Source organism: Bradyrhizobium sp. Kon69 (genome assembly GCF_055807515.1).
This window is the reverse complement of sequence record NZ_JBVVOS010000019.1, coordinates 104,959-123,378: the sequence shown is the minus strand read 5'-3', so window position 1 is coordinate 123,378 and position 18,420 is coordinate 104,959. Positions and strand designations below refer to the sequence as shown.

At 64.8% G+C, this 18,420-nt stretch carries 17 protein-coding genes and 1 pseudogene; 8 read left to right on the top strand and 10 right to left on the bottom strand.

All coding sequences use genetic code 11. The features are described 5' to 3' along the window. Nucleotides 1–247 precede the first annotated feature (247 nt). Genes AC0L3U_RS24620 through AC0L3U_RS24605 form a run of 4 tightly spaced genes read left to right on the top strand, consistent with a single transcriptional unit; the run spans nucleotide 248 to nucleotide 4,517 of the window. Nucleotides 248–1,204, top strand: coding sequence for a Bug family tripartite tricarboxylate transporter substrate binding protein (locus AC0L3U_RS24620; RefSeq protein WP_473363578.1), 957 nt, complete (start codon nucleotides 248–250; stop codon nucleotides 1,202–1,204). Between the two features lie 15 nt (nucleotides 1,205–1,219). Next, nucleotides 1,220–1,690, top strand: coding sequence for a (2Fe-2S)-binding protein (locus tag AC0L3U_RS24615; RefSeq protein ID WP_473363534.1), 471 nt, complete (start codon nucleotides 1,220–1,222; stop codon nucleotides 1,688–1,690). Next, nucleotides 1,687–3,822: a xanthine dehydrogenase family protein molybdopterin-binding subunit gene (locus AC0L3U_RS24610; RefSeq protein WP_473363533.1), complete on the top strand. Its 2,136-nt coding sequence runs from the start codon at nucleotides 1,687–1,689 to the stop codon at nucleotides 3,820–3,822. Before AC0L3U_RS24615 ends, AC0L3U_RS24610 begins: the two co-directional genes overlap by 4 nt. After that, nucleotides 3,819–4,517, top strand: coding sequence for a molybdate ABC transporter substrate-binding protein (locus AC0L3U_RS24605; RefSeq protein ID WP_473363532.1), 699 nt, complete (start codon nucleotides 3,819–3,821; stop codon nucleotides 4,515–4,517). The genes AC0L3U_RS24610 and AC0L3U_RS24605 overlap by 4 nt, the downstream gene beginning before the upstream one ends. 9 nt (nucleotides 4,518–4,526) lie before the next feature. Here the strand turns inward: AC0L3U_RS24605 and AC0L3U_RS24600 are convergent, their stop codons facing one another. The 4 genes from AC0L3U_RS24600 to AC0L3U_RS24585 form a co-directional block, all read right to left on the bottom strand. Next, nucleotides 4,527–5,333 (bottom strand): SDR family NAD(P)-dependent oxidoreductase, encoded by an 807-nt coding sequence (locus tag AC0L3U_RS24600; RefSeq protein WP_473363531.1) that lies wholly within the window; start codon nucleotides 5,331–5,333, stop codon nucleotides 4,527–4,529. A gap of 24 nt (nucleotides 5,334–5,357) precedes the next feature. Beyond that, nucleotides 5,358–6,650, bottom strand: a complete 1,293-nt coding sequence (locus AC0L3U_RS24595; protein ID WP_456768958.1) for a TRAP transporter large permease — start codon at nucleotides 6,648–6,650, stop codon at nucleotides 5,358–5,360. Beyond that, nucleotides 6,641–7,189, bottom strand: coding sequence for a TRAP transporter small permease (locus AC0L3U_RS24590; protein ID WP_027566714.1), 549 nt, complete (start codon nucleotides 7,187–7,189; stop codon nucleotides 6,641–6,643). The genes AC0L3U_RS24595 and AC0L3U_RS24590 overlap by 10 nt, the downstream gene beginning before the upstream one ends. An 85-nt stretch (nucleotides 7,190–7,274) precedes the next feature. Then, nucleotides 7,275–8,246: a TRAP transporter substrate-binding protein gene (locus AC0L3U_RS24585; protein WP_473363530.1), complete on the bottom strand. Its 972-nt coding sequence runs from the start codon at nucleotides 8,244–8,246 to the stop codon at nucleotides 7,275–7,277. 325 nt (nucleotides 8,247–8,571) lie between these two features. Here AC0L3U_RS24585 and AC0L3U_RS24580 point away from each other — a divergent pair, with 325 nt between their 5' ends. Then, complete coding sequence (locus AC0L3U_RS24580) at nucleotides 8,572–9,348, top strand: cyclase family protein (protein ID WP_473363529.1); 777 nt, start codon at nucleotides 8,572–8,574, stop codon at nucleotides 9,346–9,348. Here the strand turns inward: AC0L3U_RS24580 and AC0L3U_RS24575 are convergent. Both AC0L3U_RS24575 and AC0L3U_RS24570 read right to left on the bottom strand, forming a co-directional pair. After that, nucleotides 9,345–10,073 (bottom strand): Crp/Fnr family transcriptional regulator, encoded by a 729-nt coding sequence (locus AC0L3U_RS24575; RefSeq protein ID WP_007601607.1) that lies wholly within the window; start codon nucleotides 10,071–10,073, stop codon nucleotides 9,345–9,347. The two genes, AC0L3U_RS24580 and AC0L3U_RS24575, sit on opposite strands and share 4 nt — an antisense overlap. 496 nt (nucleotides 10,074–10,569) lie before the next feature. Further along, nucleotides 10,570–11,280 (bottom strand): helix-turn-helix domain-containing protein, encoded by a 711-nt coding sequence (locus tag AC0L3U_RS24570; protein ID WP_473363528.1) that lies wholly within the window; start codon nucleotides 11,278–11,280, stop codon nucleotides 10,570–10,572. Nucleotides 11,281–11,428: 148 nt separating this feature from the next. Between AC0L3U_RS24570 and AC0L3U_RS24565 the strand changes: the two genes are divergently transcribed. Then, nucleotides 11,429–11,746, top strand: coding sequence for a c-type cytochrome (locus AC0L3U_RS24565; RefSeq protein ID WP_247356556.1), 318 nt, complete (start codon nucleotides 11,429–11,431; stop codon nucleotides 11,744–11,746). Nucleotides 11,747–11,752: 6 nt separating this feature from the next. On the opposite strand, the gene AC0L3U_RS24560 is transcribed toward AC0L3U_RS24565, so the two are convergent. From AC0L3U_RS24560 to AC0L3U_RS24550, 3 genes are read right to left on the bottom strand one after another with little or no spacing between them, the layout of a single operon-like run. Next, nucleotides 11,753–12,856, bottom strand: coding sequence for an ABC-type transport auxiliary lipoprotein family protein (locus AC0L3U_RS24560; RefSeq protein ID WP_473363527.1), 1,104 nt, complete (start codon nucleotides 12,854–12,856; stop codon nucleotides 11,753–11,755). A 3-nt stretch (nucleotides 12,857–12,859) separates the two neighbouring features. Beyond that, nucleotides 12,860–13,627, bottom strand: a complete 768-nt coding sequence (locus tag AC0L3U_RS24555; RefSeq protein ID WP_247460899.1) for an ABC transporter ATP-binding protein — start codon at nucleotides 13,625–13,627, stop codon at nucleotides 12,860–12,862. Nucleotides 13,628–13,629: 2 nt separating this feature from the next. After that, entirely contained in the window at nucleotides 13,630–14,766 is a 1,137-nt protein-coding gene (locus AC0L3U_RS24550) for an MlaE family ABC transporter permease (RefSeq protein ID WP_473363526.1), read from the bottom strand. Nucleotides 14,767–14,941: 175 nt separating this feature from the next. Here AC0L3U_RS24550 and AC0L3U_RS24545 point away from each other — a divergent pair, with 175 nt between their 5' ends. Next, on the top strand, nucleotides 14,942–15,208 hold the full coding sequence (locus AC0L3U_RS24545) for a hypothetical protein (protein WP_473363525.1): 267 nt from the start codon (nucleotides 14,942–14,944) through the stop codon (nucleotides 15,206–15,208). Next, nucleotides 15,209–15,698, top strand: a pseudogene (locus tag AC0L3U_RS24540) (phage holin family protein). It abuts the gene before it with no gap. 7 nt (nucleotides 15,699–15,705) lie between these two features. Here the strand turns inward: AC0L3U_RS24540 and AC0L3U_RS24535 are convergent. Then, nucleotides 15,706–18,399 carry a bifunctional acetate--CoA ligase family protein/GNAT family N-acetyltransferase gene (locus AC0L3U_RS24535; protein WP_473363524.1) on the bottom strand — a complete coding sequence of 898 codons (2,694 nt, stop codon included), beginning with the start codon at nucleotides 18,397–18,399 and terminating at the stop codon, nucleotides 15,706–15,708. Between the last annotated feature and the right edge of the window lie 21 nt (nucleotides 18,400–18,420).

The following is an 18,420-nucleotide window of genomic DNA, read 5'->3' as shown; positions in this document are numbered from 1 at the left end:
ATTTGGTAACACCAAAATACCCCTCAGCCGAGGGTATTTATCCGGCAATGCCCATGCGATTTGCTCAGACCGCATGCGGCGCCGGTTCCTGCCGCGACCGCGAAGAGCGGCGCCGCCACACCGAAAACCACCCGATATTCCAGGCACCATCGGCCTTGTGAGGCGTCGACAGTCCGCCTCACCTGCCGCTACAGTGCCGGCCAACAAGAACGACATCAGGGAGGTGGGTGTGACGGCCCGACAATTCATGCTGGCGCTGGCCGCCGGCCTGCTCAGCGCCTTCTCCGCGGCCCCGTCCCTGGCGCAGGACTATCCCAACCATTCGGTCCGGATCGTCGTGCCTTTTGGCGCCGGCGGGCCGGCCGATGTCGCGGCCCGGCAGATCGGCAATGCGCTCCAGGAGAGTTTTGGCCAGCCCTTCGTGATCGAGAACCGCACCGGCGCGGGCGGCGTCATCGGCACGGTCGAAGCGGCGAAGTCGCCCGCCGACGGCTACACGCTGCTGATGATGTCCAACACCCAGACCGCGAACGAATCCCTGCTGACGCCGGATAAACGCAAATACGAGCTGATGCGCGACCTCGCGCCGATCGCACCAGTCAACTCTTCCGATCTCGTCATCGTGGTGAACCCGCAGGTCGCGGCGAAGACGCTGCAGGAGTTCGTCGCGCTCGCCAAGTCGCAGCCGGGCAAACTGAACTACGCCTCCTCCGGCCAGGGCACGCCCTATCACATGGCCGGCGAGCTGTTCAAAGCCATGGCCGGCATCGACCTCGTCCACGTGCCCTATCGCAACAGTGGCGAGGCACGCAGCGGCGTGATCGGCGGGCAGGTGCAGATGATGATCGACGCGGTGTCGGCGATGGCGCCGAACATCGGCGAGAACCAGGTCCGCGCGCTCGCGACCACCGGCAAGCAGCGCTCAGCGGTGCTGCCGAACGTGCCGACCGCGATCGAGGCGGGCGTCGCAGGCTACGAAGCCACGATCTGGCTCGGCCTGATGGCGCCGGCCGGCACGCCGAAACCTGTGATCGACAAGCTCAATGCCGCCGTGAACGCAATGGTGAAGCGGCCCGACATCGTCAAGCTCTGGACGGCGCAGGGCGCGGTGCCGATGTCGATGACGCCGGAGGAATTCGACAAATTCCTGCGCGGCGACATCGAGAAATGGGCCGAAATCGTCAAGAAGTTCGACAAGTCCTGAGGCTGTAGAGCGACAATGCCTACCATTCAATTCCAGCTCAACGGCGCGGCGGCGGCCGTGGATACCGATCCGGATCAGACGCTGCTCGACGTGCTGCGCGGCCGGCTCGGCGTCACCGGTCCGCATTTCGGCTGCGGAGCCGGCGAGTGCGGCGCCTGCCATGTCATGGTCGGCGACCACGCGATCGCCTCGTGCGACCTGCCGATGTGGTCGGTCGCGGACAAGGAGGTCGTCACGGTGGAAGGCCTCGGCACGACTGAGCAACCGCATCCGCTGCAACGCGCCTTCATCTCCGAGCAGGCGATGCAATGCGGCTATTGCGTCTCGGGAATCCTGATCAGCGCGGCGGCTTTGCTGAAGCGCAATCCATCGCCGACGGAGGCCGAGGTGAAAGCGGCGCTTGATCGCAATCTGTGCCGCTGCGGATCGCACAACCGCATGGTCCGCGCCGTGCTGCGGGCGGCCGCGGAGATGGCGACATCATGAGTGCGCCGTCCCCTGCCCCGACACTGCCGGTCAGCCTTGCGGCCAATCCCAAGCTGTCATCCTGGGTGAAGCTCATCGGCGACGGCCGTGTGGCGATCTCGCCCGGCAAGGTCGAGATCGGCCAGGGCATCGTCACGGCCCTGGCGCAGATCGCAGCAGACGAACTCGACGTCGATATTGGCCGCATCGAGATGATCCGCGCCTCCACGGCGGCAAGCCCGAACGAGGGCGTCACCTCGGGCAGTCTTTCGGTCCAGCAATCCGGCCGCGCGCTGCGCCACGCCTGTGCCGAGGTCCGCCAGCGCTTCCTCGCCGCGGCATCGGAGCGTCTCGGCGTCGATGCCTCGCTGCTCGACATCCATGACGGCACGATCTCGGGCCCCGGCAATGTCAGAACCAGCTATTGGGAGTTGGCCGGTGACGTCTCGCTCGACCACGACGCCAAAGCGGGCGCGACAGCGAAGATCGTCGCCAAACGCACTGTGGCCGGACATTCGGTCCAGCGCGTCGACATTCCCGATAAGGTGTTCGCACGGCCGCGCTTCATTCATGACTGTCCGCTGCCGGACTTGCTGCACGGACGCGTGCTGCGGCCGGACATCTCGAGCGCCAGGCTGATCGCGCTCGACGAAACGGCGACGCAAACCGTTCCCGGCCTCGTCGCGATCGTCCGCGACGGCGGCTTTGCCGGCGTGGTTGCCGACAGCGAGGCAGCGGCGGAGGCCGCGCTGAAAGCCTTGCGCAGGGGCGCGACATGGTCGGCTGGTGAGCCGCTGCCCGATGAAGCTGATCTGGCCGGATTCCTGAAGAGCCAACCGGTCGAGACCACTGTGATCGACAGCAGGACCACGGCGGCAACGATAAAGAAGGCTGCTCGCACCCTCCGTCGGCAATACATCCGTCCCTACATCGCGCATGCCTCGATCGCACCGTCCTGTGCGATGGCGGGATGGGACGGCGATCGTGTCCATGTCTGGACCCACAGCCAGGGCGTCTATCTGCTGCGCGCCGACCTCGCGATCGTTCTCAAGCTGCCGATCGAGAGCATCGTCGTCGAGCACATGGAGAGCGCGGGCTGCTACGGACACAACGCGGCCGATGACGTCGCGCTCGATGCCGTGCTGCTGGCGAAAGCGGCCGCCGGCCGTCCGGTGCGGGTGCAATGGTCGCGCCACGACGAGATGTCTCACGCGCCGTTCGGCGCGGCGATGGCGATCGAGATCGAGGCCGATCTCGATGCGGACAACGAGATCGTCGGTTGGCGCCACGCGATCTGGAGCAACGGCCACGCGGCGCGGCCCGGGCGCGCAGCACAGCCCGCGCTGCTTGCCGCAACCGAGATCGCGAACCCCTACCCGCGCATGATCTCGACCAACCCGCCCGCGGCCAATGGCGGCGGCGGCGACCGCAACTCCGTTCCGCTCTACGATCTCCCGGCCTGGACGGTCACGAGCCACCGGCTGCTGACAATGCCGGTGCGGACCTCGGCGCTGCGGACACTTGGCGGACAAGGCAATGTGTTCGCCATCGAGTCCCTGCTCGACGAGATCGCCAACCTGCGCGGCGAAGATCCGATCGCGTTCCGCCTGCGTCATCTGCGCGAGGAACGGGCAAAGGAGGTCATTCGCGCGGTGGCACGACGCGCGCAGTGGAAACCGCAAAAGAAGTCCGGCATCGGTCATGGCGTCGGCTTCGCCCGCTACAAGAACACCGGGGCCTATTGCGCCGCGATTGCGGAGATCGAAGGTACTGATGACATCCGCGTCAAGCGGCTGACGCTTGCGGTCGACGTCGGCGAGGCCATCAACCCGGACGGCGTCATCAATCAGATCGAGGGCGGCGCGATCCAGGCGACGAGCTGGGTGCTGAAGGAACGTGTCCGCTTCGACCGCACGCGCATCACATCGACGTCCTGGACCGACTATCCGATCCTCACCTTCAGCGAGGTGCCAATGGTGGATGTCGAGATCGTCCAGCGGCCGGAGATCGAGCCGGTCGGCGCCGGCGAGGCCGCCCACGGTCCGGTGACGGCGGCGATCGCGAATGCCGTTTACGATTGCCTCGGCGTGCGCGTGCGCGACTTGCCGATCACCCGCGACAAGATCATTGCAGCCATGGAGCTGGCATCGTGACGACAGTGAGCATTTTGAGCGGGGGCGCGGCGCAAGGCCTGGTGCGCGGCCTCAGCGATCCCTTCAAGATTCAGACCGGCTTCGGCATCGACGGCGAGTTCGGTGCGGTCGGCATCATGGCCGACAAGCTGCGGGCGGGAACGGCGGCCGATCTGGTGATCCTGACGCAGGCGCTGCTTGCGAAGCTTGCCGAAGAGAAGCTCGTCAGTCCCGCCTCGATCTTGGATGTCGGGCGGGTCGAGACCGCGCTGGCGGTCCGCAGCCGCGATCCCAAGGTGACCGTGAAGACCGAGGCCGATCTGCGCGAAGTACTGCGCAGCGCCGACGCGATCTACGTCCCGGACACGAAAGCTTCGACAGCGGGACAGCACGTTGCCGAGGTGCTGGATCAGCTCGGCATCGCCTACGAGGTCGCTTCGCGCCTCAGGATCTTCCCCAATGGCGCGACCGCGATGCGGGAGCTTGCGGCGTCCACTGCGACGCGTCCGATCGGCTGCACACAGGCCACCGAGATCGTCGCAACCGACGGCATCGCGCTGTCAGGAGCGCTGCCGCCGGGTTGCGAGCTCTTGACGATGTACACGGCCGGCGTGACCACGCGGGCCGCACATCCGCAAGAGGCGGCCGCGCTGATCGTTCTGCTGACCGGCGCAGACCGCAAGGATCTGCGCCAGCGCGCCGGCTTTGAAGACTAGATAACCGCCCTAGGTGTGCAACTGGGTGAGACCGGTCGGCGGACCGTCCACGGCGGTCCAGCCGCCATCGACGAACAGCGTGCTGCCGCTGACATAGCTCGCGGCGTCCGAGGCGAGATAGGCAACGGCTGTCGCGACCTCGTCGGCGCTGCTCCAGCGGTTGAACACGGTGTGGCCGGCGTAGAGATTGTAGATATCGGGACGCTGCTTGAACGGGCCGGTCAGCGCGGTCTCGGCGATACTCGGCGCGATCGCATTGACCCGCACGCCGGAGCGTCCAACCTCGGACGCAAAGCCCTTCACCAGCAGGCCGATCGCGGCCTTGGTCGAACCGTAGACGCCGAGGCCCGGCTCGATGGTCACCGCGCGCACCGAGGAGCAGGCGATGATGCTGCCGCCCTTCTGCTCGACCATGATGCGGCCGAAGGCCTGGAAGAACCACACCGTGCCCTTGATGTTGAGGTTGAGGACGCGATCGAGATCCTCCTCGGTGTAGTCGAGGATGGTCTTGCGGATGTTGAGCCCGGGCGTCGTCACCGCGATGTCGAGCCGCGAGAATTTCTGCATCACGGTCTTGGCCAGCGCGTTGACTTCCGCAGCGCTCGCGGCGTCACACGTAGCCGCCTCGGCCCAGCCGCCCTTCTCACGAATGCCAGCCGCGGTCGCTTCAGCGCCTTCAAGCGCACGATCGGCGCAGACGACACGGGCACCGAGCCCGGCCAGCGCCTCGGCCGACGACTTGCCGATGCCAGATGCGGCGCCGAGCACCACGGCCGTCTTGCCGGTGAGATCGAAGAGCTTGCGATAGTCAGTCACGGATAGATTCTCCCTGCGTTGCTGCTATCCCTTGTAGCCCATCAGCAGGCGGGGCAGCCACAGCGAGAAGGCGGGGACGTAGGTCACGAACATCAGAGCTGCGATCAGGGCGGCGTAGAACGGCAGGATGGTGCGCATCACCGCACCCACCGAGATGCCGCCGATGGCGCAGCCCACGAACTGCGTGGTTCCGACCGGCGGGGTATTCAGCCCGAGCGCGCAGTTGATCAGCATCAGCATACCGAACTGCACCGGATCCATGCCCGCCTTCATCGCGATCGGCAGGAAGATGGGCGTGCAGATCAGGATGGTCGCGGCCATGTCCATGAACGTGCCCAGCACGAACAGGATGACGTTGATGAGCAGGAAGATGACCCAGGGCTGGGTCGAGACCTTGCCCATCATCTCGCCGGCGAAGTCGGCGACCTCGTAAAGCCCCATCAAATACTGGAACATGGTGGAGACGCCGATCAGCAGCAGCACCACGCCCGTCGTCTTCACCGCCTTGGCCGCAGCGCGCAGGAAGTTCGGCAAGGTCATGGTGCGGTAGATGAAGAACGTCAGCAAGATCGTATAGGTGACCGCGACGGCCGCGGATTCGGTTGCCGTGAACACGCCGGACAGGATGCCCGACAGGATGATGCCGACGATCAGAAGGCCGGGCAGAGCGGCCGCGAACGAGCGAAAAACCGCGGGCCAGCCCGGGAACTTGCCGGCCGGATAGCCGCGCTTCACCGCGACCGCGTAAGCGGCGACCAGCATGCACACCATCAGCACCAGCGCCGGCAGGAGGCCGGCGGCGATCAGCGCGCCGATCGAGACCTTGCCGCCGGCGGCGAGCGCATAGATGATCATGTTGTGACTGGTCGGCATCAGTGCTCCGACCAGCGAAGCATGGGTCGTGACGTTGACGGCGTAGTCGGTGTCGAAACCTTCTTTCTTCATCATGGGGATCATCACCGCCCCCATCGCCGACACGTCGGCCACGGGCGAGCCGGACACGCCGCCGAACAGCGTGCAGGCGACCACGTTCGACATGCCGAGCCCGCCGCGGATGTGTCCGACGAGATTCTTGGCGAGCTGCACGATCTTGTCGGCGACGCCGCCATGCAGCATCAGCTCACCGCTGAAGACGAAGAACGGGATGGCGAGGAAGGAGAAGATGTTCATCCCCGACATCATCTGCTGGAAGATGACCGCGACCGGCAGACCTTCGTAGAGGATGGTGCAAATCGCCGAGAGGCCGATCGCGAAGGCGACGGGGACGCCGAGGACCAGGAAGCCGAAGAAAGTGGCGCCGAGGATGATCAGTTCCATGAGGGGACGACCTCTTCGCCGCGCAGGAGAGCGATGATGTGCTCGATTGAAAAGGAGACGATGAGGACGCCGGAGGCGATCAGCGGTACGTAGCGGATGACCTCGGGCAGCCCGAGATTGGGAATCTTCACGGTTCCGACCGACGCTCCGAGGATCCAGCCGTTATAGGCCATCGCGACGCCGAACCCGGCGACCAGGACGTGGATGACAAGCTCGATTTTCTCCCGCGCGTGATCCGGCAGCATCACCAGCAAACTGTCCATGCCGATATGCCCGGCATCGCGCACGCCGACCGCGGCGCCGATCAATGTGACATACAGGATCAGAACCAAGGCAAGGTTCTCCGTCCAGGTCGGGCTGGAATTGAGCACGTAGCGTCCGAACACCTGGTAGAAGACGATGGTGACGATGACGAGCAGCCCGGTCACCGACAGATACATGCCCAGCCGAGCGACGGGAGCATTGATCCGGGACAGCAGGCCGGTGGACGGGCGTCCGGCTACGTCCAGTTCGTGGTCTGCGACGTGAGGGTCTGTCATCCAAGTCTCCTTGCAAGTCTCCTTGCGCGCCTCCAACGCGTCGGTCCGGCGTCGCCAGTCGGCGCGCCGGACCGACGCTATGGCCTTACTTCGTGTCCTGGATACGCTTGACGAGGCCCTTCAGCTTCTCGTCACCGGCGAACTTGTCGTACACCGGCTTCATCGCGTCGACGAATTCCGTCTTGTTGGCGATCGTCACGACTTGAACGCCGGCCGCTTCGACGGTCTTGCGGGACGCCTGCTCGCGCTCGTCCCAGAGCTTGCGCATGACAGGAACCGATTCCTTCGCCGCCTTGCGGACCATCGCCTGGTCTTCCTTGCTCAGCGTGTCCCAGACCGTCTTGGACATCACGAGAACTTCGGGCGCCAGGGAGTGCTCGGTGACGTTGTAGAACTTGGCGGCCTCGAAGTGGCGCGAGGACTCGTAAGAGGGCCAGTTGTTCTCGGCAGCGTCCACCAGACCGGTCTTGAGAGCGGTATAGACTTCGCCATACGGCATCGGGGTCGGATTGGCACCGAGGCTCTGGATCATGCCGACCCACAGATCGGATTGCTGGACGCGAATTTTCAGACCCTTGACGTCCGCGAGCGACTTGATCGGAGCCTTGACGGTGTAGATGGACCGGGCGCCACTGTCGTAATAGGCGAGGCCGATCAGGCCTGCGGGCGCCATGGCCGCCAGGATCTCGTCGCCGATCGGCCCGTCAAGGACGGTGCGCATGTGCTGCGTGTCCCGGAAGATGAAGGGCAGGCACAACGCGATGGTTTCCGGCACGAAGTTGTTCAAGGGCGATGCGTTGATCCGCATCATGTCGAGGGCGCCGATCTTGAGCTGCTCGATGGTGTCCTTCTCGGAGCCCAGCGCACCGTTGGGGAACACCTTCACGCCGAGCTTGCCGCCGCTCGCCGCGGCGAGCTGCTTGCCCATGAACTTGACGGCCTCGACGGTCGGATAATCGGCGGGGTGGATGTCGGCGGAACGGAAATCGCGTGCGGTCGCCAAGGGGGCTGAGACCGCCAGCAGAGCGGCTGTGATGACGCCGGTAAGTATCTTCATCTGGGCTTCCTCCTGAGTTGATTATATCGTTGGGCAGATGCTGCGGGCCGCCTTTGGGTCGCTCCACTTCCGGTGTGAAGTCAAGCGCCATTGTCGTCCCTAGGGCGCGCGGCATTCTCTGTCCAAGCCAAATCCGGCATCGATCGATGCTAGAGTTGCATCGATGGATCAGACCGGCTTTGGGCGGACAACCGGCTCGTAGCCCGCTTTTTCCGAAATCATCTATCCATCTGCCGCGGAAAGCGTTGATGCGCGTTGCTTGACGCCGCCGGTGCGGCCCCCTCAAGATGCTGCGAAACAAAACGGACCATCCCGAGGAATGCCCATGCCGCGGAAGCTGATCGACATCTCCGTGCCGCTCAGAAACGACGTGACGGCGGATCCGCCGGGCAATCACCCGACGATCCAGTACATCGGTCACCAGCAGGGCCTACCGCGGATGCTGCAGTTCTTCGACGGCCTCACGGCACAGGACCTGCCGGACGGCCAGGGCTGGGCTGTCGAGCAGGTCTCGCTGTCGACCCATAACGGCACGCATCTCGATGCGCCCTGGCACTTCCATCCGACCATGAATCGCGGCGAGCGGTCATGGACGATCGACGAGGTGCCGCTGGAATGGTGCTTTCAGCCCGGCGTGAAGCTCGACTTCCGGCATCTCCCCGACGGCTACGTGGCGAGCGCCGACGACGTCGAGAAGGAGTTGAGGCGGATCGGGCATTCGCTGTCGCCGCTGGAGATCGTCGTCGTCAACACCGGCGCCGGCGCCAGGTTCGGCCAAGTCGACTATGTCAGCTCAGGCTGCGGCATGGGCTATGAGGCCACCATGTACCTGCTCGAACGCGGCGTGCGGCTGACCGGCACCGACGGCTGGAGCTGGGACGCGCCGTTCGTCCACACCGCGAAGAAATATGCCGAAACGAAAGATGCCGGCCTGATCTGGGAAGGCCACAAGGCGGGACGGCACATCGGCTATTGCCATCTCGAGAAGCTGCACAATCTCGACCAACTGCCTTCGACCGGGTTCACCGTCTCGTGCTTTCCGGTGAAGATCGAGCGGGCCTCCGCGGGCTGGACCCGCGCCGTCGCGATCATCGACAGCTAGCTGTCGAGCCCGCTCTCGGCGAGTTCGCGCAAGGCATCCATGTCGAGCACGACGATGGCGCCGTGCTCGAGGCGAACCCAGTTGCGGCCCGCCCAGGCGCGCAATTGCTTGTTGATGCTCTCGCGCGTCATGCCCACCATCTCGCTGATCTCCTGCTGCGTGATGGCAAGCGTGCCGCTGCCGGAGTCGAACTTGCGCTCTTCGGTGAGGCCGAGCAGCGCGCTCGCAAGCCGGCCCGGCAGATTTTGCAGGATCACCTGCTCGACCTGCTGGCTGGTCCAGCGCAGGCGCGCGCAGAGCAGCTCGATGAATTTCATTGCGAGCGCCGGCTGGCTCTTCACGAACGGCAGGAAGTCCCGGCGATCGATGATGTAGAGCTCGCAATTGGTGTTGGCGGTCGCATCGGCCGACCTGGGGGCGCCGTCGAGCACCGCGATTTCGCCGAAGATCTCTCCGGGACCGATCAGATTGAGAATGGCGTTGCGGCCGTCGGGCGACGAAGAGGAAATCTTCACCGTCCCTGTGATCACCGCGAACAGATTGTTGCCGGGATCGCCCTTGGCAGCAATCGTCGCGCCGCGCTTCACCGTGGTGTGCTTGGCGTAACGGCAGAGCTGATCCAGCGCCTCCGGCTCCAGATCCGCAAAGATCGGGTGCTTGCGCAGGACCGATAATTTGTTCCCCGCCGCTTGTCGGGGGTCGTCGCCGGTCTTGTCCTGAGGCACGCCACTGGGCTCCTAAGACTGCGAGGCACTGGGGTCCCTGCGTAGTCAGTGTAGCCCAGTTTTTCAACCGGAAAGCATGCTCCCTATTTGAAGCAAACGTGGCGAAAATGCCGCGGTCAGGCGCGAAGCCGGCAGCCGAAGGATGAGCCAATGCGTCCCGGTCGATGCAGAGTTGCAAGCGCCGCACGCCGCCTTGCGTTGAGGCGCTGCCAACCGTCCCGAACTCGCACGGCATAGCCGCGCCGCGGGCGCCCGCAAATGCGACCGTGATCTCAGGAGCTTCGATGCTTGACGTCTGACTTGAGCCGGCCTGCACTGGTTTGCCGGTCTGCCCAGACCAGTGCCCCGGCGAATGTGACAAAGATTGCCACGACAAAGATGCTCATAAGCAACGCGTCAGCCGGCATGATGCCCTCCCCTGTGGTTTCAGGCATTATTCGGGGCACGCGGCCGAATGCATTGATCCCGATCAAAATCGAGCCGCGCTGCGTCGGAATCAAGCTGCGGCCAGGGCCTCGACCTTCGCCGGATCGAGCAGGCTGATCCCGCCATGAATGATCTCGATCACGCCGTGGCGCTCCAGCTTGGTGAAGGTGCGGCTGACGGTCTCGATGGTCAGGCCGAGGTAGTCGGCGATGTCCTGACGGCTCATCGGAAGCGGGATCGTGTCCGATGCCCCCTTCAGCGAGACCAGCCGCTCGCGCCAGCCGAGCAGAAAGGCCGCCACCTTTTCGTCCGCCGAACGGCGGCCGAGCAGGACCATGTGGTCCCGGGCCTGGTTCAGCTCGCGAATTGCCAGCTCATTGATCCGCCTGAGGAGGTGCAGCCGGTCCTCGATGAAACGGCCGAAGGGTGCCTTCGCGAACTGGCAGACGGTCACCGTGCCGATCGCATCGGCCGAAAAATTGTGCCTGCCCGAAATATTCATCCCCAGGAAATCGCCGGGCAAGGCAAAGCCCACGATCTGCCGGCGGCCGTCGGACAGCAGCTTGTACAGCCGCATGACGCCCTCGAGGAGATTGTAGAACGAGGTCGTGATGTCCTCCTCGGAGAACACAGTCTCGTCCGAGGTAAAATGGACGCGCCGGCCGAGATGCTCGAATTCCCGAAGCTCGACGGCATCCAACGACGAACAAACCGCTGATGCGCGGACGGCGCAATCGCTGCAGAGCTGCCAGTTCGGCTCAATCGTGACTACGGGCTTCATCGACCGCTCCAAGCGCCGGGTGCCCATCGGGCCCATTCCGTCGCGCGGCTGCATTTTACTGCACTGCGCCAAAGCCGGTTGACCCAGATCAATTTTGGAGGGAATCCCCGCCCTATTCTTCTCCCGGACTTAAACGGGGTCGCTTTACATGCTGCAAGGAACGCTGCGTCACGGGTTGGTCGGGTTGCTTCTGATGACGCCTGCCCTGGCGGCCCCCACCGCCGAACAACGCGGCAAGGCCTTTGCGCGCGCCAATTGCGCGCGCTGCCACGCGATCGACCGTGCGTCGAACAGTCCGCTCAAGATCGCACCGCCGCTGCGAGCCCTGCACCAGCGCTATCCCATCGAGAGCCTTGGAGAGGCGCTGGCCGAGGGCATCAACACCGGCCACGCCGACATGCCGGCCTTCGAGCTCAGTCCGGACCAGATCCACGATCTCCTGTCCTACCTCAAGACCCTGGAATAGCCGCCCTCACACCGCCTGCACGGTCCAGCCGATCAGCTCCTTCGCGATGCGCGTGAAGGCGGTATCGAACGCTGCGACCGCCGCGGCCGGTTCGACCTTGTCGAGCTTTTCGCTGGTCTCGACGAGACGCGAGGCGATCACCTTGCCGTTCTTGTCGACGATCCGCGCCGATAGTCCGATCTCGACCCGTGCCTCCCCTTCGGTGGCGATGCGGAAGCGCCTGATGTCGATCAGCAGCTGATAGTCCGCCTGCCCGAGATCGGCCGTGCGCAGCGGCGCGTGGGCGATGTCGTAGTTCTCGAAACTGTCGGTCAACCGCGCCTGCACCAGCTTGGGAATGCTGTCGGCCCAGAGGAAGTCCGCAAAGCCCGGATTATCGCCGCCAGGGGCGAACAGCATGCGCTGGGTCTGGAGCATGGCGACCGCTGTCGGCTCGGGAATGGCCAGTGACGCCGCGAGCGTCTTGGTCGCAGGACCGAGGTTCTGCGGCGTGCGCAGGTCATAGGTGACTTTCTGCGCCGGCGTTCCGCCGCCGGTCATCTTCTCCAGGCCCGCCAAAATGCCGTCGATCTTGCCGGTGTTGCGCGCAAGCCCGTCGGAGAAGGTCTTGAGATTGGCGATGGTGTCCTTCAGCGGGCCCGAATTGTCCTCCAGCACGGTGTCAACCCGCCGCAGTGCATCCCGCGCGGCCTGCGTCATGCTCTGGCCCGCACCGGCCTCGGCAATCAAGGTCGGGGGCTCGCCGGACTGGGCGACGATGATGCCTCCCTCAAGCGTCACCACCGGCACGCCGGTCAGCCCCTGGAAATCGAGCCCGACCCTGCTGTCGGCGCGCACTGGCGTGGTTGAAGCAACCGATATCGTCGCATTGACGAAGCGTGGATTGTCCGGCGCAAGCCCGAGCTGGGTGACCTCGCCGACGCGGATGCCGTTGAACAGCACGCCGGCGCCGACCAGAAGACCGGGCACCGGGCCCTGGAATTGCACGTGATAGCTCGTGCGCGGTCCGATGCCGCCGGTGTTATTCAGCCAGTAGACGAAGCCGAACACCGCGAGGATCGCCGCCAGGACGAAACTGCCGATCAGCACGTAGGGAGCGCGGGTTTCCATGTCTCATCTCATCTCGTGTTGCAGCATCTGCGAGCGCTTGCCGTGGAAATAGGCCCGCACCCAGGGATGCTCGGATTGCAGCAGTTCGCGCATCGGACCGATCGCCACGATCTTGCCGTCGGCGAGCGCGGCGACGCGATCGCAGACCGTGGTCAGGCTCGCCAGATCATGGGTGACCATGAACACGGTGAGGCCGAGGGTCTTTTGCAGGGTCCCGATCAGCGCATCGAAATCACCCGCCGCGATCGGATCGAGGCCCGAGGTCGGCTCGTCCAGAAAGAGGATCGGCGGATCAAGTGCGAGCGCGCGCGCCAGCGCCACGCGCTTGGTCATGCCGCCGGACAGCTCCGCCGGATATTTATCGGCATCCTGCGCCCGCAGCCCGACCATTTCGAGCTTGGCGATCGCGATCTCGTCCATCAGCTCCTGCGACAGGACGAGATTTTCACGGAGCGGAAACTGGATGTTCTGCCGGACCGTCAGCGAGGAGAACAGCGCGCCCTGCTGGAACAGGATGCCCCATGTCGTGGCGGCGCCTTCGGTACGGCCGCCGATTGGCCGTCCCGTGACCTCGATGGTCCCACCTTGGCGCGGGATGAGGCCGATGATGGTTCGCATCAAGACCGACTTGCCGCCACCGGACGCCCCCACGAGTCCGAGGATCTCGCCCCGGCGCACGTCGAGCGACAGATGATCGAGCACGGTCTGCCGGCCGAAGCCGACCACGAGGTCGCGGACGCGGATCGCGAACTGCTCTTGCGGCTCGCCCATGATCACATTCCGATCGAGGCGAAGAAGATCGCGAACAGGCCGTCGAGCACGATCACCAGGAAGATCGACTTGACCACCGACGTCGTGGTCTGTCGTCCCAGCGACTCGGCGCTGCCCTTCACGCGCAAGCCCTCGCTGCAGGCGACTACTCCGATCACCAGCGCCATGAACGGCGCCTTCAGGATGCCCACCTCGAAATGGGTGACCGAGATCGCCTCGTGCAGCCGCGCGATGTAGATCGCCGGCGCCATGCCGCCGTAGAACTGCGCGACCAGGCCGCCGCCATAGAGTGCGGCGATCGATCCGATGAAGGCAAGGATCGGCAGCGCAATCACCAGGGCAGCAACCCGCGGCAGGATCAGGACATGGACGGGATCGAGGCCCATGGTCGAGAGCGCGTCGATCTCCTCGCGCATCTTCATCGAGCCGAGCTCGGCGGTGTAGGCGCTTCCCGAGCGGCCGGCGACCATGATGGCGACGATCAGCACGCCGAGCTCGCGCAGCACCAGGATGCCGACCATGTCGACGGTGTAGGACTCCGCGCCGAACCTGCGGAAATGGAAAAATCCCTGCTGGGCGATGATGGCGCCGATCAGGAAGGTGATCAGCACGACGATGGGGATGGCCTGCCAGCCGATGCGGTAGAGCTGATAGATCAGCGATGTCAGCCGCAGCGAGCGCGGCCGGCGCAGCACGCCGATCAGGGCCATGAACAGCGCGCCCAGCATTTGAAGAAAGATCGTGATGTCTTCGCGCGCGCCGACCGTGGACCTGCCGAGATCGTTCAGCCTGAGCAGAACAGGGTTGGGTGCAGGCGCCGGCGGAGGCGTGTGGCGGTTGACCTGACGCACCTCGTCCATCAGGCCACTGAAATGGTCGGCGACACCGATAAACTCGGCCGACCTGCCGGATGATGAGGCCCTGCGTGACAGCTTTTCCAGGACCCAGGCGCCGAGCGTGTCGAGCGCGCTGACGCCCGACATGTCCAAGCTCATGGCTCTGGATCGATCGACATCCGCCTCGACCGACCGGGACAATGTCTCCAGCATCGACACGTTCGCGGCAATCCACGGCCCTTCCGGGCACAATTTCAGCTCTTCGCCGGAGGGCGTTGCCAGCAACAGCGGTTCGGAATTCACGCTTCCACCTCATCGGGACAACCGGGTCCCCATTCAGCCGGTCATTCTAGGCCAGCATGTGGCAGCCGGTTTGACCTGTCTCAAGACCACGACGCGTCTGCCTCCTTGACGCAAATCAAGCGCGCTCGGGCCGGCGAGTCCTAGGTTTGTTTCCATTAACGGGGAAATCAGATCCATGTTCGACAACGACAGGATGAGCGAAGAACTGCGCACGCTGAAGGTTGACGTCACACGCTTGCTGAGCACGGCCGGCGAGGAGATGTTCGACAGTTCGAAAGACCGCGCGGAGGCGCTTGCCGATCAGATCAAGGCAGCGCTCGGCGAGACCGTCGACGAGGAGCAGGACCAGCTTCAGGGCCTCATTGCGGACCGCCCGATCACATCACTTGCCTCGGCCTTCGCGCTCGGCGTGGTCGTCGGATTTGCGCTGCGGAGGCACTAGGTGAACACGGAAAATGTCGTCAAACATCTGCGTGTGCTCTGGCGTACCGACAGGATCATCGCGGACATCAGGCTGCGCCACCTTCTGATCGGCCTAGGCCTGCGCGCCTTTGCGGCGCTGATCGCCGCGTTCGGACTCCTGATGCTGGAGCTGTCCGCCTATTTCGCACTGGTGCAGATCTGGAGTGCCATTGGCGCGGCCGCCATCCTCGGCGCCGTCAATTTTGCCATCGCCGCAATTCTCTTTGTGATTGCCGGCCGGCCTCCTGCAGGCCGCGACATCGAACTCGCCAACGAGATTCACGGCGCATCCATCGAAGCGCTTCAGCTCGAGGCACGCACATTCCAGGCCCAAATGTCGGGCGCCGTGCATCATCCGCTCAGCACGATCTTGCCCGTGCTGGTGCCGCTGATTGCGGTCCTGGTCAAGAATTTGCGGAGAACGGCCAAGGAGGCCCCCCGCCGCAAATTCGGCTGAAGCGCGCTCATAGCGGGCGCTCAGAGTTTCAGCCTGACGTCGCAAATATCCGGTTCAGTGGGATCCGGCTTCACCTCGAAGCCGAGCCGCCGGCACATTTCGAGCATCGTGGTGTTCTCCCTGAGAACATCACCGGAGATCGCTTTGAGCCCCTCCGATCTCGCGTAGTCGATGATCAGCTGCATCAGGGCCCATCCCAGCCCCTTGCCCTTGAGATCGGACCGCAGCAGGATCGCATATTCACCGCTCTCGTAGATCGAGTCCGAATGGAGTCGGACCACGCCGACCATCTCACCGGTCGCCTCGTCGAATGCGATAAAGGCCATCGCCCGCGCATAGTCGAGCTGGGTCAGGCGCGCGATGAACTCGTGGGTGAACTCCTTCATCGGCGCGAAGAAGCGCAAACGAAGGTCGTGCGCCGTGACATGCTTCAGGAATGCATGGATGGTCGGCTCGTCCTCCGGACGCAGGGGCCGCGCGAAGATCCGCCAGGCCTCTTTGAGCTTGAGGCGGCGCTCCCATTGCGACGGATAGGCCCGAACGGCGAAATTGGCCGCGCCGGAGCCGGCAAACTTCCGTTGCGGCGGCCCGACCGCGACGCGAGCGTCGACCGCGGTCACGCCGGTTTCGTCCGCCAGCAGCGGATTGATGTCGAATTCACGGATCCCGGGAATGTCGGCGGCCATCTGCGCCAGCTTGACCAGGACCATGGCGACCGCGTCGGGCTTCACCGCCGGCACGTCCCGGTAAGCGCGAAGCAGCCGTGACACGCGCGTGCGGTCGATCAGGTCGCGGGCCAGTTGCAGATCGAGCGGCGGCAGCGCAAGCGCCTTGTCGTTGATGATCTCGACCGCGGTCCCGCCGCGGCCGAACACCACGACGGTGCCGAAGGTCGGATCGTCGGCGAGACCCAAAATCAACTCGCGCGCCTTCGCCTTCACGACCATCGCCTGCACGATGACGCCCTCGATGCGGGCATGCGGACGCAGCTTGCTTGCCCGGGCGAGAATGTCGGTGGCGGCGGCGCGGACCGCCTCGACCGTCGTCAGATTGAGCACGACGCCGCCGACATCGGATTTGTGGACGATGTCGCGCGACATGATCTTCAGCACGACGGTGGCGCCTTGCGCAAAGATGTCGCTCGCGTAGGCCACCGCCTGCTCGATATCGGCCGCGGCGTATGTGGGCACCATCGCGATATCGTAGGCTTCGAGCAGGTGCTTGATCTCGACGGGTTCGAGCCATTGGCGCCCGTCGGCGATGGCAGCAGCTACGATCTGTTTTGCAGCACGTGCGTCCGGCACGAACGTCTCAGGCATCGCCGGTGGAACCTGGCTCAGCTCCTCCACGACTTCGCGGTGCCTCACGAGGTACATGAAGCCGCGCACGGCGTCATCCTCAGTCGGATAGTTCGGGATGGCCGCGCCGGACAGTGTTTCGATGATGTTCTGGTCTGCTCCGATCCACGAGGCGAGCACGGGCTTGGCCCAACTGCGGTGCTTCTCGCGATATGCCTTGACCCGTTCCGTCACCATCGTTGCGATATCCGCAGCCGAGGCAATCGCGGTCTGCACGTTGAGGACGAGGACCGCGTCGTTGTCGGGGTCGGCGAGCAGCACCTCGAGTGCCGCCGCATAGCGCGACGCATCGGCGTCGCCCACGATGTCGACTGGATTTGCGCCGGACCAGGTCGGCGGCAGCGCGTCATCGAGTTTCTTGCGGGCGTCGGCCGAGATGGTCGCCGGAATGCCGCCGAGCTCGACCAATCGGTCAATAGCGAGGACGCCGATGCCGCCGCCATTGGTCAGGATGGCGAGGCGCTTTCCCGCCGGCGACTCGACGCGGCCGAGCGTCTCGGCGCAATCGAACAGCTCGCGCAGATCGGAGACCCGCAGGACGCCCGCGCGGCGGAACGCCGCGTCATAGACGGCGTCGGCGCCGGCGAGTGCACCGGTATGGGTGGCGGCCGCCTTCGCGCCCTGCGCCATTCGGCCGGACTTCACCACGACAACGGGCTTCACACGCGCCGCGGCCCGCGCGGCCGACATGAACTTGCGCGCGTCCTTGATGGCTTCGATGTAGAGCAGAATCGCCCGGGTTTTGTGATCCATCGCGAAATGGTCGAGCAGATCGGCAACATCGACGTCGATTTGATCGCCGATCGAGACGATGCCGGAGAAGCCGACGCCGCGCTGCGCGGCCCAATCGACCATGCCAGCCGCGATCGCGCCCGATTGCGAGATCAGCGCGAGATTCCCCGGCCCCGGCATATGCGCGGCAAAACTCGCATTGAGGCTCACGCCGGGCATCATGATGCCCAAGCAGTTCGGCCCGATCAGCCGCATGCCGTATTTGCGGGCCGCAGTGATGGCGGCTTCGTGCAGGGACCCCGGTCCGTGACCGAGCCCGGCCGAGACGATCAGGGCGCCCGCCGAGCCGCGCCGCCCGGCTTGATCGACAATGCCGGGAACCGCGCGCGCCGGCGCGGTGATGATCACGAGCTCGGGCACGAACGGCAATTTGTCGAGGCTGTCCACGGCCGCGACGCCGCCGATCTCGGCATGGCGCGGATTGACGAGGCCGAACTGTCCCGTGAACCCAGCCTTGCGGATGTTCTCCAGAACGGCGCGTCCAACGGAGACCGGGCGGGCGCTCGCACCGACGAGCGCGACCGAACGCGGCGACAGCAGGTTCTTCAGACGATAGGTTGACATGAAAGCAAATGCGCCCGGTCG